This window comes from Pseudoalteromonas sp. SG44-8 (assembly GCF_014164125.1).
In the GTDB taxonomy this organism is placed as follows: Bacteria; Pseudomonadota; Gammaproteobacteria; order Enterobacterales; family Alteromonadaceae; genus Pseudoalteromonas; species Pseudoalteromonas rhizosphaerae.
This window is the reverse complement of sequence record NZ_JACJEQ010000013.1, coordinates 1-17720: the sequence shown is the minus strand read 5'-3', so window position 1 is coordinate 17720 and position 17720 is coordinate 1. Positions and strand designations below refer to the sequence as shown.

Annotated in this window: 12 protein-coding genes; 1 reads left to right on the top strand and 11 read right to left on the bottom strand. The window is 40.7% G+C overall.

The genetic code is table 11. The features are described 5' to 3' along the window. Positions 1–65: 65 nt before the first annotated feature. From H5163_RS11825 to H5163_RS11800, 6 genes are all read right to left on the bottom strand, one after another. A complete protein-coding gene (locus tag H5163_RS11825) occupies positions 66–2471 on the bottom strand; it encodes a glycoside hydrolase family 15 protein (RefSeq protein WP_182735201.1) in 2406 nt (801 codons plus the stop codon). A gap of 14 nt (positions 2472–2485) precedes the next feature. Next, positions 2486–3970, bottom strand: a complete 1485-nt coding sequence (locus tag H5163_RS11820) for an MFS transporter (RefSeq protein ID WP_182735200.1) — start codon at positions 3968–3970, stop codon at positions 2486–2488. Further along, on the bottom strand, positions 3960–5852 hold the full coding sequence (locus tag H5163_RS11815) for an alpha-amylase family protein (protein ID WP_145233436.1): 1893 nt from the start codon (positions 5850–5852) through the stop codon (positions 3960–3962). The genes H5163_RS11820 and H5163_RS11815 overlap by 11 nt, the downstream gene beginning before the upstream one ends. A 123-nt stretch (positions 5853–5975) precedes the next feature. After that, complete coding sequence (locus H5163_RS11810; protein WP_182735199.1) at positions 5976–7820, bottom strand: glycoside hydrolase family 13 protein; 1845 nt, start codon at positions 7818–7820, stop codon at positions 5976–5978. 1 nt (position 7821) lies between these two features. Continuing rightward, complete coding sequence (locus H5163_RS11805; protein ID WP_182735198.1) at positions 7822–9321, bottom strand: tryptophan halogenase family protein; 1500 nt, start codon at positions 9319–9321, stop codon at positions 7822–7824. A 98-nt stretch (positions 9322–9419) separates the two neighbouring features. Beyond that, the gene (locus H5163_RS11800; RefSeq protein ID WP_182735197.1) at positions 9420–12206 is read right to left on the bottom strand and encodes a TonB-dependent receptor; all 2787 of its coding nucleotides are present in this window, start codon (positions 12204–12206) and stop codon (positions 9420–9422) included. 713 nt (positions 12207–12919) lie between these two features. Here H5163_RS11800 and H5163_RS11795 point away from each other — a divergent pair. Next, positions 12920–14545: an alpha-glucosidase family protein gene (locus H5163_RS11795; protein WP_145233428.1), complete on the top strand. Its 1626-nt coding sequence runs from the start codon at positions 12920–12922 to the stop codon at positions 14543–14545. Positions 14546–14816: 271 nt separating this feature from the next. On the opposite strand, the gene H5163_RS21520 is transcribed toward H5163_RS11795, so the two are convergent. The 5 genes from H5163_RS21520 to H5163_RS11780 all read right to left on the bottom strand — a co-directional run. Beyond that, positions 14817–15266 (bottom strand): transposase, encoded by a 450-nt coding sequence (locus H5163_RS21520; protein WP_182732461.1) that lies wholly within the window; start codon positions 15264–15266, stop codon positions 14817–14819. A 12-nt stretch (positions 15267–15278) separates the two neighbouring features. Next, positions 15279–15404, bottom strand: a complete 126-nt coding sequence (locus H5163_RS21340) for a hypothetical protein (protein ID WP_259397419.1) — start codon at positions 15402–15404, stop codon at positions 15279–15281. A 460-nt stretch (positions 15405–15864) separates the two neighbouring features. Continuing rightward, positions 15865–16104: a 2OG-Fe(II) oxygenase family protein gene (locus H5163_RS21335; protein WP_310736645.1), complete on the bottom strand. Its 240-nt coding sequence runs from the start codon at positions 16102–16104 to the stop codon at positions 15865–15867. 116 nt (positions 16105–16220) lie between these two features. Next, positions 16221–16562 (bottom strand): hypothetical protein, encoded by a 342-nt coding sequence (locus H5163_RS21330; protein WP_182760634.1) that lies wholly within the window; start codon positions 16560–16562, stop codon positions 16221–16223. A gap of 60 nt (positions 16563–16622) precedes the next feature. Further along, on the bottom strand, positions 16623–17720 hold a 1098-nt coding region (locus H5163_RS11780), incomplete at its 5' end, for a TonB-dependent receptor domain-containing protein (protein WP_182735196.1).

Sequence of the window (17720 nt, the reverse complement as noted above, 5' to 3'; positions counted from 1 at the left end):
GCCTCGTTGTTATTGTTATAAACAAAATAGCCGTATTTCACTACGGCTATTTTATTAGTTTGCGTTTATTTTAGTGCTTTAGTAACAACTGGGTAATGATCCCATACTTGCTTGTCACTTAATGAGCGAACTAGCTTCACGTATTCAGCATGCGTCCACGCCAGTGGTGTGGCCGAGTTAGTGCCCTCGCCTAACGTGTATCCTGCTTTATTGTTGCCTACGCCATCCCATACTTGTTCTGGTAGCATCATGCCTTCGTTAGCAAATTGCTCTAGGCCTTTTACATAGCTATTTTTAATAGCCTGCTGTTTTGTTGCATCTAATGTATTATTGGCATTCGCGGCTGCAATTTCATAATGACCTCGCTCACCAGTAAAAAATGGCCAAACTCGCCCACGTTGCCCTGGGCTATTTTTTCCACCTTGCGCATAGTTAGCGCCGGTTACTTCGTCTTCACCGTATCCGTCGTTACCATAACGGCGGTAGCCTGCAAATGTGCCGCTGCCATCAGTAAACTCAAAGCTGTATTTAACTTGTAGGTTATCTGTTAGGGTTTCGTCATCATATTCTGGCAATGTTTTTACTATGCTAGGTGCTAGTGCATCACGTACGCCATAGCGAACCAACTCTAAAAATCCACCATCAAGTATTTGTTTTTTGTTAAACCCGTCACGGCCATTATTAGCGTTAATTTTGGTATTTGAGTTGGCGTTTTTATCTTGGCCAATGCGAATAAAATACTCGCCGTCTGAAGCGTTTGATTCTAAATTACCTGCGGTGGTAAACATCATACTTTCTATATCGGCGTTGTAACTTTTTGCTGTTGCAAGGTAGCGTTTAGCATTCACCTCATCTCCTGCTAGTTTAGCGATATCGGCTGCGGTAATTAAACCGGCAACAACAGCAGCGGTGGTTGATGGCGAATACCCTGCTTGCTCTTCCCAGCGCTCTTGTTGAGTCGCAGGTGGGGTTATTTGCATGTCGTTCCATAGAATTTTAGCGCGCCCACCGTCTACCAAAAAGTCAGCGGCCGGTTTTAACATGCGGGTATACCAATCAGTTAGCTCAGCATCACTTAACACATCTGCCTGATGAAGCTTCCACGCTAGCATGATAGGCATAGCGGTTTGGTCTAGCTGTACGCCTACCCATTCAAGCTCGCCATCTACGTGTGTTTTTTGTAAAAACCACCCTGTGTCGCCGTTGTTGCCCGGGGTTTTGCTGTTTACTTGTACTTTTTCAAGGTATTCAAATGCGGTTTTGGCTGTTGCAGTATCGCCCATGGCCATAAATGCCATGGCAACTTGATAAAAGTCACGCACCCATACGGCTTTATAACCGGTAGAGCCCGTTTTAGCTGACACTGTTTCGCCCCATGGGTTAGATAAAGACGCAATAAGCGCCCCTGCATGGGTCTTGTCTTCTTGGGCTTTTAACACCATAGCACTGGTATAAAGTAATTTGCCGTTATCAGCGGTTTGCTCGCTCATGCTAGTCAGTGGTGCAAGGCTTTGCAGGTAGTCTTGCCAACCAAGGGCTTCGCCTTTACCGTTGTAACTATCAAGCACAGCTTGGTAACCTTTGGCTAGCGTAGCTTGGCCTTCTTTAAAACTTGCTTGCTGGTTGTTGCCAAAGCTTAGGCTTAAATCGAATTGACTGTTTTTACCAATTTCACCTAGCTCTGCTAATAAACTAACATTCCCCGATTGTTCACCGGTAGTTTTATAAACGCGGGTAAGCTGCTGAGTTGTTTTAAGCTGGCTTAAACCATCACTCACGCCCGTAAAACCGACACTTGTTTGTTTAAATGGCTGTGCACCTTGCAATGACAAGTAATTATCCCCCTGCCACGCTACCAGCCCTTGCTCGGTGGTTTTTGCAAAGTCATCTAAGCCGTTGTTGTTTATATAAGGGTTAACTGTTACATAAGCTTTTACACCGTCGAGCTGGGTATTAAAAATACTGCGTACAAATAAGCTTTGCCCGTCTGGATCGGTAAATATATGTTTTTCTAGGCTAAAGCGACCTTGTTTGTCTTTGCTTACTACTTTGTATGCTAATGATAACGGGCGGCCTTTATCGTCTTTGTATAAGTAGTCAATAGTAACGTCTAAATCATCAGCTTCGGTGACTGTAAAATCTTTTCCTACTACAACAAATTGCATGTCTTTAATTTGCGCTTGATGAATAAGCCCAAACATGGTTTCGGTGATCATCCCTTTAGCAATCGAAAACCATACTTTTGACACTTTAGCTGTTGGCGCGTCGTCACTGTAATGGCCATTTTGGTATTGCTCAAAAGACGTGCCTATCCCGGTTTTACCTGCGTATGCCCAAAATGGTGCTTCGCCTGGTGCGCCTGGCGCACTCACTGATGTTTGCGCTACTGCACTGGTTTGCGTATTTTGCACGCCACAACCTACAAGGCCTGCGGCCAATATTGTCGTGGTAATTAGGTTATATTTTTTCATTTTAGACCCTTAAATTAAGACTGTTTAACACGCAGTACGGCAACCGCTGCAAGTACAAAAGACACAGCACCTAGCATCAATGCGTAAATAGGTTGATTTTGGAAAAAGTGACGAAGTATAAGGCCAAGTACACTGGCGGCTAATAATTGTGGGATCACAATAAAAAAGTTAAATATTCCCATATACACACCCATTTTATGACTCGGTACTGAGGTACTTAACATGGCGTAAGGCAATGACAAAATAGACGCCCACGCAAAACCAATACCTATCATTGGCCAAATAAGTAAGCTCGGATCTTGTATAAACATAAAGCTCGCCAAACCTAACGCACCTAAAATAAGGTTAAGTGCATGCGCTAGTTTTAAACCAACACGCTTAACGATGATCGGGATACATAAAGCCGCCAATGCAGCAAAACCGTTGTAAGCCGCAAATAAAATACCCACCCAGTCTGCACCGTTGTTATACGCCGCTGAACTTGTGTCGCTGCTACCATAATGAAAACTGGTTACCGCTGAGGTGGTGTAAATCCACATGGCAAATAATGCAAACCAGCTAAAAAACTGTACCCAAGCAAGTTGTTTCATCGCCTCTGGCATGGTAAATACATCGTTAACGACTTGGTAAAAGCCACCGCTGGTGTGGTTTTTTGCCTGTAGTGCGGCTGCAATAAATTGAATAACGCCAAAACTCACTAAGCCAGCTGCCAATAGGTACAGCTCTTTTTCTAGGTTTAATCCCATGACTAAACCAAGTACGGCAAGCCCTAAAACAGTAAATACACTGCCGCCTTTACTAAAGTTAATTTGAGCAGATACAGCCTGTTCAGCCTGAGTTTGCTCTTGTTGATTAAATGCGGCCAATTCTTCAGGTGAATATTCTTTGGTGGTTATAATTGTCCAGCCCACTGCGACCAGCAATACAACTGCACCAAAGTAAAATGAGTACTTTACTGAATCAGGAATTTGCCCTGCAGCGGCGGTGTTGGCAATATCAAACCAGTTCGTCATCATCCAAGGGAGTGCAGAAGCAACCACGGCGCCTACGCCTATAAAAAAGCTTTGCATTGCATAGCCAGTAGCACGCTGTTTGTTTGGTAGGTTATCGCCTACAAGGGCGCGAAATGGTTCCATAGTGACGTTAATCGATGCATCCATTATCCATAGCATGCCCGCTGCAATCCAAAGTGTTGGTGAGTTTGGCATAATAAATAACGATAATGTGGTTAAAATAGCGCCGTATAAAAAAAACGGACGACGGCGGCCTAATTTGCCCCAGGTTTTATCACTCCAGTAACCAATAATTGGCTGTACAATTAACCCTGTGAGTGGTGCTGCTACCCACAAAATAGGAATGTCATCTACATTAGCCCCAAGGGTTTGAAATATTCGGCTTACATTACCGTTTTGCAGTGCAAAGCCAAATTGAATGCCTAAAAAGCCAAAGCACATGTTCCATATTTGCCAAAAACTTAGATCTGGTTTGTTATTTTTCATTATGAGCTCCAGTGGTTAATACTGCACTGCTAAGCGCATTTAAAGTTAAACTAATGTGTGCCTGCTCAGCTGTAATAGTTAGCTCGGCGTTTTGATTCGCCTCTAGCAAATCAAGCAATTGTAATTTTTCGCTGGTATTTTGCGTCAGTGTGTTAAGTGGAATATCAATACTGATCTGACTGACTTGCTCAGCAAAATTACTCACCACCCAAATTTGTTGATTACCGATACTGCGGCTAAACGCAGCAACTTTTTCGCTGCCAGTAACCATCAGTGGTTGCATGTCACCAGCTACAACTGCAGGATGTTTACTCAACGCCATAACGGCTTTGTAATATTCACGTAATTGACCTTGTGCCGGTGTTAATAAAGCACCATCAAACTTGCCGTTGTTCATCCACGCTTGATGCGCTGGCACGCCAATGTAGTCAAAAATACTGGTGCGAGTTGGTTTGCCAAAGCCTGCATCTTCAGAGCCATCTTCACCCACATCTTGAGCAAAATATAATAGTGTTGGCGCACGGCTAATAAGGTTTGATACTACTAATGCGGGTTTGCCCTTTTCACTACTACCTGCAAAGTCAGGGCTGGCGATACGTTGTTCGTCATGGTTTTCTAAAAAGTGCAGCATATGCTGCTCTATGTCAGCCACTTTTTGCTGAGCATTAAAAATAGTGTCTGCCGGTTGCGTGCCTTGCATAACAGCTTTTAAGGTGTCGTAAAAGCCGACTTTATCGTACAAGTAATCCATTTTTCCTTGCTGGATATACGGGCGATATAGTGCGGGATTGTATACTTCGGCTAGTAAAAATGCCTCTGGGTTGTGCATCTTGATTGATGAGTTTAGAAAGCTCCAAAACTCTACAGGTACCATTTCGGCCATATCATAACGAAAGCCATCTACGCCTTTATCGAGCCAATATAGCGCGATATCACGAAACTTATACCAGCTGTTTGGCAACTCTTTATCCTGCCAAAACTCAAAGTGCGCGCGTAAATCTTTAGTAGCATACTCATCGGGCAGAGTTGGAAAGTCATAACTACCGTCAGGTTTTACGCCATAATTTACTTTAACTGTTTCGTACCAGTCGTTTATATCAGGCTTAGCAGCACGGGCACCATTACCAGTCCATTTTGCAGGCGTTTCAGCAAATAAGCTATCAGCAAGTGGGTGGGCATTACCGCCTAGCACTTGGTAGTTTTCAATGGTTGGTACTTGAAATGACTGCCCAGTAACGTAATAAAAGTTATTATCGCGGGCATACTCTACGCTGGTGTCATCTTGCTCACCAAAATCTTTAACTCCAGCGGGTTTAGCGGTTGATTGATAATGACGCGCCACATGATTTGGCACAATATCAATGACCACTTTCATACCGTGTCGATGGGTGCGCTCAATTAATGCAGCAAACTCTTCGAGGCGGCGCTCTGGATTAATGGCTAAATCTGGGTTTACATCGTAATAATCTTTAATTGCATACGGCGAGCCGGCACGGCCTTTCACTACATCCGGGTCATCTTGGCTAATTCCATATTGGCTGTAATCGCCGACCAAAGCATGGTGTAACACGCCGGTATACCAAATATGGGTGGTACCAAGTTCTTTAATGCCACTTAAAGCAGTATCATTAAAGTCACTAAATGTGCCTACGCCATTTTGCTCTTTGGTTCCCCACGGAATATTGGCTGTTTGCGTATTACCAAATAAGCGCGTGAATACCTGATACACAACCGGCTTTGAATGCTCGTTAACTTGTTCAGCTACCTTTTTGTCAGTACTGGGGGTTGTTGGCTCATCTGAGCAGCTCGACAATAACAAGCTACTAGCTAATACCCATGAGCCATATTTGAATGTACTAATTGTGGTTTTATTTGTTGTCATAATGTTCTTACTTAGATCTGACGTTTTAATGGGTTGTCATTTAAACGTCATTTTTATTATAAATTTAATACTAAAGTGAACTGCCACTGACTGACAGCGGCTGCATACGTATTCACACAGGCTTTATTCAATTATTAATACCGTTGCACTCATAGGCGCTAAGGTCACTGTATCTGTTATATTTATTTGCTGTTCAGTAAAAAGACTCACAGCCTGTTTGTATTGCCCAATAACCTCTTGCAGATACGCTAATGACCAGTTTTTTGCTGCGGTATTTTTATTTAAAAACACCAACAAAGTTTGCTGTTCACTTATCCGCGCGTAACTGTATATACCTGATTTAGGACTAAAATGAACCAGTTTACCTTGCGCTATTGCTGGGCTTTGCTTTCTAAAATTAAGTAAGGTGGTGATGGTTTGCTGCATATCACGCTGCTCATCTGATAACCCTTGTCCTGTAAAAGCATTACTTGGCTGACCTTTAAAACCACCGGGGAAATCAATACGGATATCACCGTGATCATTACTGCCCGTATTATCAAGCAATACTTCGGTGCCATAATACATTTGTGCAATACCACGAGTGGTAAGCAACATAGTCATCGCCATTTTCGTTTTAGCAAGATCTTGCTTAAGCTGAGTGTAAACTCGGCTCATATCGTGGTTATCGGCAAACACGAGCAAGTTGTCTGGATTTGGGTATAAAAAGTCATTGGCGATTGATTGATACACTTTTACCCAGCCAGTGTTCCAACTCTCCTCTTCATTAAGTGCTTGAATAACTGACTCTTGTAATGAAAAATCCATCACGCTTGGTAAGCTTGAGGTATAGCCGTCGTTATTTACCTTTCCTGCTTGCCAATATGAAGCAATCGCAGGATTGGTGGTCCACTCTTCGCCAACAATATTAAAAGCGGGATACTCAGTCATTATGGCTTTAGTCCAGTCAGCTAAAAAGGCTTTGTCTGAATATGAATAGGTATCAACGCGAATACCGCTTAAGTCGGCGTATTCAATCCACCAAATAGCATTTTGGATAAGGTAGTTTGCTAATAACGGTTGCCGCTGGTTTAGATCCGGCATTGTGGCTACAAACCAGCCATCGCTGAACTGGCGTTTATCAAACTCACTTGCATGTGGGTCTTGAATGGTTTGACGAGCATGGCTGGTAGCATGTTTACCGTTTGCAAACTCGCCATTAAAATTGATCCAATCTGATGTGGGTTTATCTGTCATCCATTCATGCTCAGAGCCAAAGTGATTAAGCACTAGGTCCATCACTATACCAATACCGTGTTGTTTCGCTTTGGCTGATAACTCGCGATATAACTCATTTGAGCCCATGCGTGGGTCGATAGTGTAAAAATCGGTAATTGCATAACCGTGATAAGAGTAGCTGGGCATATCATTTTCAAGCGGTGGTGTTAACCAAAGCTGGGTTACGCCCAGTTTTTGCAAATACGGCAGTGCGTTAATTACACCTTGAATGTCGCCACCGTGACGCCCACCTCGCTCAATTGGATTTGCAGCCTCAAGCATTCCTTTTACTGTGTCGTTGCTGCTATCGCCATTAGCAAAGCGATCCGGATTAATTAAGTAAATGGTATCACTGCTATCAAAACCGTTACGTTTACTGCTATTAGCTTTACGTGCATGCAATTGATACTCAAAACGCTCCCCTGATTTGCTGCTAAACACTAAAACACCTGGCTTTGCGATTGGATTTATTTCAATATTTAAAAAAGCGTAATTTGGGTTATCTGTTTTAGTTACACTTTTTAAACTCACCCCTGAGTAAGATGCTAATTGCCATTGTTGCTTAGCAATACCTTGATCATGCAGCATAATTTGCAAGGTATTATTTTGCATACCAACCCACCAGTTTTGTGGTGATATAGTTATTGCATTGGCGTTTAAACACATCCCTAAAAGCGTGCTTAATAAAAAGATATGAATGAGTGATTTCATATTAATTATTTTTCATCCTCGCTAAAAATTCACTATGAGTCGGCAATTTGTTTACCGTACCACTAATCAGAGTTTTTAAATTACCAAATAACTCTGCGAGTTGTTCATCACTCAGTGCATCTGCGAGTGGGTGATAATCCTGCGCTCCAAGCCCTTGACCTATCATTACTTGCTGCCATGCAACTTCGGCAAAAAGTTCATCATCTTCTCTAATTAATTTACCTGTTTGCTTAAATAAATCGATTTTAGTTTGCAGTGATTTAGGTATATTCATTTGCTTACACTGGCGCCAAAATGCGCTGTCAGTGCGCTCAGTCAATTTGTAATGCAAAATAATAAAGTCGCGGATCCGCTCAATTTCGATTTGGCTTTGCATGTTATATGCATCTATTAATGACTGCTTAATTCCATTATTCGGAAAAAACTTTATTAACCGAATCACGGCGGTTTGAATAAGGTGGATACTGGTCGATTCTAACGGCTCTAAAAAGCCGCTAGATAAACCAATAGCGACCACATTTTTATGCCATTGCTTTCGCCTTCGCCCTGTTTTGAAACGAATCACTCTAGGCTCTGTAATTGGTTCACCGGGAATATTATCAAGCAGTTTCAGCTTCGCTTGCTCATCGGTTAAGTGTCGACTTGAATATACTAGGCCATTACCTACACGATGTTGTAATGGTATTTGCCACTGCCAGCCTGCGCTATGTGCAATAGAACGCGTATAAGGCACTGGCTCTGTAGCCGTTTTAGTTTGTACCGCAATAGCACTATCACATGGCAGCCAATGTGACCAATCCTCAAACCCCGTATTTAAGGTCTTTTCGATTAGCAGTGCGCTTAGCCCTGTGCAATCTATAAATAAATCGCCTGAAATTATTTGCCCATCTAACAGCTCAAGTGCCTTTACAAAACCGGTCTCTGGGCATTGCTGAACATCAGCAATTTTACCCTCAATGCGTTTAACACCGCGTGATATAGTCAGCTCTTTTAAAAATTCTCCGTACAAGGTGGCGTCAAAATGATAAGCATAACTTAGACCTGCTAGCTGTGTATTAGGTATGTATTTTAAATGAGTAAACTTATGCTGTTTTGCTGCTTGATAGTTAAGTGAAAAGTCCCAAAAATCTGTCTCACTACCTTGCTGCTTAGCCTTCAGCCAAAAGTGGTAAAACTCACAAAATGGGAAGTCTTTCCCAACATCACCAAAGGCATGCATATATTTGTGATGCTTTTCGCGCCAATTTTCAAACTCAATGCCGAGCTTAATTGTTGCTTGTGTTGCTTTGATAAACTCACTCTCGTGGATTCCTAATGCCGCGTTTAGGTGAAGTATCGGCGGAATACTAGCTTCCCCAACTCCGACCGTACCAATTTGATCCGACTCAATGAGGGTGATATTAACTACTTTACCTAGCACTTTATTAAGTAACGCCGCAGTGATCCAACCTGCAGTACCACCACCGGCAATAATTATGTGTTTTAACTTTTGCTTTTGCATTCACGCTTCCACCGTTATGTACTTTTATCAGTGTAGTTGAGCGATATAAAAAAGCCCTTGTAAAACAAATTACAAGGGCCTTTCAACGCTAAAAAAAATTATAGCTTATAGCTAAAGCCAAGTAGGAAAGTACGGCCGTAATCTTGGTAATCACGTACTTGTAAATCACTGTTGCCTTGAAGCGATACAAATGGTTCTTCAGTGATATTTTGCACTTGGAACGTAACACTCAAGCCGTTCAAACTTTCAATGCTACCTTCACTAAAGTCATAACCAATTTGAGCATCCCAGATAGTTTCGCCTTTGATATCAACCTGTGTTGTCGCAAAACCCAAACCGTAAACATCGCCTTTGAAGTCGCTACGTTTTCTCATACTTGTACGTGCTTGAAAACCGCTACGCTCAAAATAAACCGTTAAGCTGTCAATTTGGTCTGATAACCCTGGTAGTTCATACTCGTTACCATTTTGATCAGTCAGGTCTTGCTCTACACCAGTATGACTTGCAATTAAGCCAAAACCCTCTAACGATGAGTGAAAAATATTAAACGGTAATGCCAGTGATAGTTCGTAACCCCAAAGATCACCTTCGCCACCATTTACTTTACCTGAGCCAGAGCCAGTTGAGTTAGCCGGAATTTGACCTGTTGATGGGTCTGCAACTCCAGACATATCAACTTCATAACTACCATCAAAAATCCATTGCGTAATATCTTTATAGAAAAACGCTGCAGCAAAGTAACCTTCTGCATTAAAGTAATTTTCATAGCTTATATCTAAACCTGTGGCTTCTTTAGGCTCAAGCTTCGGATTACCACCTGATACGCTCCAATAATTACCATTTTCATCTGGTTGCTGATTATATGAAGCATTAATTGATGCATTCATTTCGTCAAGACGAGCACGTGAAATAGTTTTTGCAGCACCAAAACGAATGGTTTGGTCTTCATCAATTGCAAACGATAGATTTATACTTGGTAAAAAGTGGCTATAGTCATGACTTACATCTGTAGATGAAACAACCACTAGACCATCAACAGTATTTGCTGCAAAACCTTGCGAGGATTGATCTGTTTGTACATAGCGAGCACCAATATTACCTCTGACCGGTATTGATCCGAGTTCAGCATTGATATCGAGTTGTGCGAATACTGCAGTAACTTCTTCTTTGACTGTCCAAGATTGCGTTTTATGTTTTTGATCAGTCAGGCTTTCTTGTAGTAAATCATAGTAACCGTCGTTTACTAAACCGTTAGTGTCATAAGCAACCATGTTGCCCATGCCGATAAAATCAAGGCTAGCTGTACCTTTACGATATTGTTCAGGAATCGATAGCATACCTGGGTTTGATAATGAAAAGTCTTTTAAAGTCATGAAGTAACCTTCAGACACTTTACTCTTTTCGCGGTCACGGTATGAAATACCAAAGCTTACTTTACTAAAATACTCGTTTTCAAGTAATTTGCTTGCCGCTAACTTTAATGTAATTAGTTCATCATTAATTTCAGGGGCATTAATAAAGCCATCTTGTGCAGTATTTTCGTAAGCTGTTCCTGATAAGCCATATTTATTGTTTAGAGCTGCACTTGACCCCCATGATAATGGACCACCTAATTGAATTAAGCCATAATCACTGTAGTCTAGCTGAGGAGAAAACTGTGCACCGGTGTTCCCACCATCAAACTCATAACCAATGTTATCAGCAATACCATTTGCATCGCCTCGGCCAGTACCAGAATAGCTTTCGATACTCCAAATTTGGCGTTCAACTTCAGAGCGGCTGGCGTCAAGTTCAACTGACCAAGAATCATCTATGTTATATTTAGTGTTAAAACCAAACTGCGTTAAATCAGCATTACGCTCTTCGTAGTCATTACGTACTACTACACGTTGGCCTTGGGTTACAGCACTAGTAATAAAGCCACTTTCAGAGTCAACTACGGCTGAGTTAGGATCAATTGTACCTTGTCCCCATGCAAATGGAACTTCAATACCACGAAGGATTTTTTCATCTGAAAAATCAACATAAAGCGCATCAAATGTCATACTTAAACGATCGGTTGGTGCTGCTTCAACGACTAACATTGCAGAATCGCGTTCTAGAGTAGATGATCGCACGAACGGTTTTGCACCACCGAGTATTGAATACGTTTGGCCGTCATCACCCGTAAACTCAGGATAACCCCAAGAGTTCCAGCGTTTTTCTTGGTTTGGTGAGCTCATTTTGTTGTAAGCAAATGCAACACCAATTGTATCGTCTGCAAATTGGTCGATATACGATACTGTACCCCGAAAACCTTGGTCATCACCATCTGGATTTAATTTATCAAAACCTGTTTGCTCTAATTGACCATTAAACATGATCACGCGCTCACCTTTACTTAAAGGCTTTACAGTTTGCATGTCGATAACACCGGCGATACCTTCCGCGTCTAGGCTTGCACTTGGCGTTTTATATACGGTTACACCGCTCATTATTTCTGACGGATAAAGGTCAAACTCAACACCACGATTGTCACCAATCGATACTTGCTCACGACCATTAAAGGTTGTAGCACTTTCATTTTCGCTAAAACCACGCACACTTACTCGGCTTGCTCGACCATCTAAACGCTGTGCAGTAAGGCCTGGTAAACGGGCAATTGACTCTGCAATTGATGAGTCTGGTAATTTACCAATATCTTCTGCAGAGATAGATTCAACCACCTCTGATGAAAAACGCTTTGTATTGATTGACTCTACAACGCTGCCGCGAAAACCTTTAACTTCGATGACTTCAACGTCATTCTTTGCGGTTTGTTGCTCTTCTTGTGCGTATGAAGAGAAACTGCTAATACCTGCGGTTGCAAGTGCAATTGTTAATATACTTGGTTTGAACATAGACATGATGTGTTTCCCGTTACCCAATTTTATATTACTAACTTTTAGCGAGTTGCTTGTGATAGAAGCAAACCATTTGTTAGCTATTTTGTTGTCAGGATGAATATTAACGCCCGTTTTATTTTATTAACAACTTTATGCATACGTATTCAGACTAGTGTAAAACCAATAACTTTAACAAAAAATTCACACAAATAATGGCAACACCTTGTTTTTATAGGTATAAAGATGAGGCAATTGATCATTCTATTTTATAAAAGAAATATGCACTGCTTCGAGCTCCTTTGGTGCGGCAATTTACAGTTTAATACCTTAATTATTAGTGCATTCACACTTTACATTCGAGTCCTGCTCGCTCCTCTTACAAAATGCCAATTGGTAAGACCATTAATTGCAATGCACCATAACGCTACAGAACCCATATAATATGCACCAAGTTGGATTTGCTACTTTGTTAATGATACGAAAACGAGAATTGGTAAACATTCATTTGCCGCTCACATACCTTTATTCGTAGGTTTTTCAGAAGCTGTTTTCCTTATTAAAGCGATCTATTTAGCATGCATACGTATGCATCCTTTTTACAGTATCAAGCCCTTCACGTATGCTTTTTAAAAAATAACGTAGTTCGTTTCAATCGAACTGCTAACAAGATTACGAACACACCATTTCTAAACAGTAATAATTAAATGGGAAGTGTTGTCACGATGGAGAAAAAAATGGCTCAACAGCAGTGGTATAAGGGCGCCGTGATTTATCAGGTTTATCCGCGCAGTTTTCAAGATACCAACGGTGACGGCATTGGTGATTTAAAAGGGATCATCAGCCGGATAGACTATATTAAAAGTCTGGGTGTTGATGCTATTTGGATCTCACCATTTTTTAAATCACCAATGAAAGACTTTGGCTATGATATCAGCGATTATCGTGACGTAGACCCTCTTTTTGGCGATCTTAATGACTTTGACGAGCTCATTGCACAAGCTCATCAACGTGATATTAAAATTATTATTGATCAAGTATTGAGCCACACATCAGACCAACATCAATGGTTTTTAGATAGCCGAGAAGACAAAACTAACGACAGATCTGATTGGTATGTATGGGCTGATGCAAAACCAGATGGCACACAGCCAAACAACTGGCTTTCAATTTTTGGTGGCCCTGCTTGGCAATGGGAGCCGCGTCGTGGCCAGTATTATTTACACAACTTTTTTACTGAACAACCGGATCTTAATTTTCATAATCCAGATGTACGTCAAGCAGTATTAGATAATGTTGAGTTTTGGCTTAAAAAAGGGGTAGATGGTTTTCGCCTAGATGCAATTAACTTTTGTTATCACGATGCACAGCTACGTGATAACCCAGCCAAACCACCAGAAAAACGCCAAGGCCGTGGTTTTAGCGAAGATAATCCATATGCATTTCAGTATCATCATTATAATAATACCCAACCTGAAAATATCAGCTTTATGCAAGATATTCGTACCCTGTTAGACAAGTATCCTGGTACCGTGTCTTTGGGTGAAATATCATCCGAGGATTCACTTGCTACTATGGCTGAATACACAGCCGGTGGCGATAAATTGCATATGGGTTACAGTTTTGAGCTACTAACCAATGATTATAGCAGTGAGTATATTCGTACAACAGTTAAAACATTGGAAGAACGAATGACAGAAGGCTGGCCATGCTGGGCCTTTAGTAACCATGATGTAGAACGTGTTGCTAGTCGTTGGAGTAACAATGGTGAAGTAAACTCAGAGCAGTGTAAAATGCTTACCGCCCTACTCGCTTCATTGCGCGGTAGTGTATGTATGTACCAAGGTGAAGAGCTAGGTCTTGGCGAAGCAAGTGTGGCGTTTGAAGACTTACAAGACCCATATGGGATAACTTTTTGGCCAAACTTTAAAGGCCGAGATGGCTGTCGTACGCCTATGCCATGGCACAATGATGACGGTGAACAGGCCGGATTTTCTGCAACGAAACCTTGGTTACCTGTTGACGAAAACCACAAACGCCAGACTGTAAGCAAACAAGATAGCGATAGCGATTCGATTCTAAATGCGTTCCGCCATTTTATGACATGGCGTAAGCAACAAGCTATCTTACTCGAAGGCGATATTGAATTTATTAATACCCCTGAGCCATTGTTAGCTTTTTACCGTCGTTTTGCAGGCCAGACTATGTTGTGCGTATTTAACCTAGCTCAAGAGCCTGCAAGCCTCAACATTGAACACACTGATATTGTGCAACATACAGAATTGAATCATCACAATGGCAGCTTAGAGAAACAAACCCTTACCCTACCCGGTTTTGGTTGTTTTTACGCAGCAGTTAGTTAATTTCAAAATCTAATTACAACACTGCATATATAAAATTAAGAAACTAACCATTGTTATAGACTATCATAACTTAGTTCTTAAGGAACGCAGGTCGTGTGATCTACCTATTTTAAACGGCAAATATCATTATTTTTTCAATGAATTGCCGCTTACAATTTACCGCTAGTTGATCAAGTACACGGTGTATCTTATAATTACACTGTGTTCGCAGTATGCTCAGCCAAACCAGCGATTCTGCAATATGCGGTTTTTTTTAATAAAACCCCTTGAGTTATTCCATGACTCTAGCTCTTTGAAAAATAATCGATTTGTCAACGAGTCGCGTATATATCGAGTAACTCATCAAGGTTAAACTGTATTCTTTTAAATTAGTAACAGGGGAAACGGGGCGCTTTTCATTGGGTAGATAAATAAGCATATACTCGGATCCATTTTTCTTCCAGCGTACTGTTAACTCAAGTGGCTGACTACCCCACTTCTCGGGCAAATTTTTGAGTTTACTATTATTTTCTTTAAGCTCTACACCAGCGTAATAAGCTGATGTGACGGTTGGGTTAATGTTTTTATTCGCTCTGACCAAAAAGTAGCCGCCATCTTGAGATATTTGCTCAAAGTAATCTAAGTCAAAATACCCTGTATCAGCAAGTAATAACGTATTTTCTAGTGTGTGACGACCAGGTAAAAAGGCTAGCTCAGTGTCAACATCAGGACGGGTATCTATTTCACAAGGCTGTTAGTTTAATAGGTCGTAGGTAACATGCAACTCAATTTCGGCAGGACTTATAGCAGTAAAGCGACCAGCAAAAACCACAGCTAATTCATCATGTAGAACAAATGATGAGCCATCTTGCAATAACACTCGCTGTATTCCTAGCTGGGTAAAAAAGGTTTTATCCAGCGTGTTACAGTCAATTTAGACATCGCTTAAGTAACGAGTTCACGGACTAGTTCAGTCAAGGCAGGTTTCTAATCTGATTATGAAAAGGTTTATAGTTTATCGTGCAATTAGCCTGCGTTCGCAGGTTCTGATGGATATCTGGCAAGTTAGCGTCTTGCAAGCAAGATAAGCTTTTGAATACAGCTTTGAGCAGATAAACAATCAATCGGCAACGGTGTCGAATTTGAAATCCAGAGGTTTTTGCAAGCTTAATTAGATGCTTTTCTGAGATAAGGGCTTTAAATTGATTTGAAACTTGGTTAATCTGCGGCTGAACTCTGTTTTTGGTCATGTTTTTATTGGCGTAACTATTTGATCATTAACATAGTTCAACTTCAATTTTTCTTAAGATCTAACCTATGAATATGCCTTAAATATAAGGCTAAATTACATTGAACCAACCAGTAATAGAATATCTTGGATACTTTGCGAAAGGTGTTACGTAACTTACTGAATGTGGTAAGTTTACATCAAATAAACTAAGAGTATTATTTTTCGGGAAAAATGTATCAACCATCCCCCCTTCAGCATTAAAAAAGTGTAGTAAACCACCCCAATCAGGATGCCAGTTTGGTGTAAAACCAAACACATAGGCAATAGCTCTACCTTCACTAGGTGGCACATCATTATGCCTTGTTAAAAAATTACCTGATATATAGCGTGTTACTTGTACACTTGCACTAATTACATTTTCATTACCAGTGATCTGTCGAATAAAGTTAAGGCAAACATCTGAATTCAGATAATTAAAAAGAGCTTTATATAAAGAAAATTCTGTATTTTTATTGATATTATGTCGCCCATAAAAAAGCCTATTCCATTTGAAGCATCTTTATAGATTGTCCTTTGGAGTTCTCTTTTTTCTTCTGTAGTCATATTCTCTAATTCACGATCTGAAGATTGAATATATTTACCATCTATAGCAAAAGCATTTAGAAAACTCGTCTTATTTTCGACCGCTTCGTGCAAAAGTGATGCACTTTCATCTGTCCATACGTCTGAGAGTATGACCTTTTTATTCTTCATATACTCTTTTTGTATACACTCCAGCTTTTCAGTTGTATTTTTTAACTCAACCATTTTTTACCTCATAAAAAAAGCCACTCTAGAGTGGCTTTAAATTAAATTATTAATAATGCATTAAAATTTAATCGTTGCTCGTAAATATACAAAGCGGTCCATATTCACATCATACTCAGTAACTGAGAAGTTGTTTGTAGATGTTGCTACATCGTTATTGCTATATTCTGGCGTTGGTTCTTTAGCAAATAAATTCTCTATACCTAATGAAAGCTTTGTGTTATAGGCATCTAGCGCATAACCAACTGAAACATCATGCACAAAGTAAGAACCGATCTCCGCAGCCATACCTGGATAGTTCTCAGCTCCATATAAAATATCGTAGTTGTTATGTAAACGATCTACATAGCGTGTTTGCCAATGAGCGTCAAAATCACCCATCGACCAATCAACTGCAAATGTACCTTTATATTCAGGGAAACCTCCATTCCCATACTGAATACCAACTTGGTCTTCACCATCAAATTCATTTGTCATCACATATGACAAGTCTAGTGACGTTTTAAAGCTACCGTATTCAGTATCAAATTTATAAGCTGTATAGAAATCAATACCTTCAACATTATAATCACCTGAATTCTGCAGGAAGTTACGTAAATCTGTAACATTACCATTAGAGTCCCGTTCAATATAATCACAAGACTTAGCATTTTCACCAGTAGCACATTCGCTCAATATACGTGGAGAGCCATATCGACCGATTGAATTTGTAACTTCAATGTCATAGTAATCGATTGTGAACTCTAAACCATCAACATAACTAGGATTGTATACAACACCAAATGTTTTTGATTCTGATTCTTCTGGTTTTAAATCTGGAGTAGAAACGCGAGTTTCACGAATTTGCGTATTAGCTTGTGAGTATCCATCTGGAACGCCTGCACAACCAGGAAGGTTAGGTACAACACCGTCCACTGAATTACATGGATCTGTTAATGTAGGAAATGAATCAGAATTACCTGCATATAAATCCGAAATTGAAGGAGCTCTATAACCTTCAGCCCATGTACCACGAAGTAGAATGTCGTCGATAGGACGGTATTCTACACCCACTTTAGCAGTAGAGTTGCTACCATATGCACTGTGATCTGAGAATCGAATTGCTGGTGAAATAGTTAAGCCTTCAATAACAGGAATTGATAGCTCAACATATGCCTC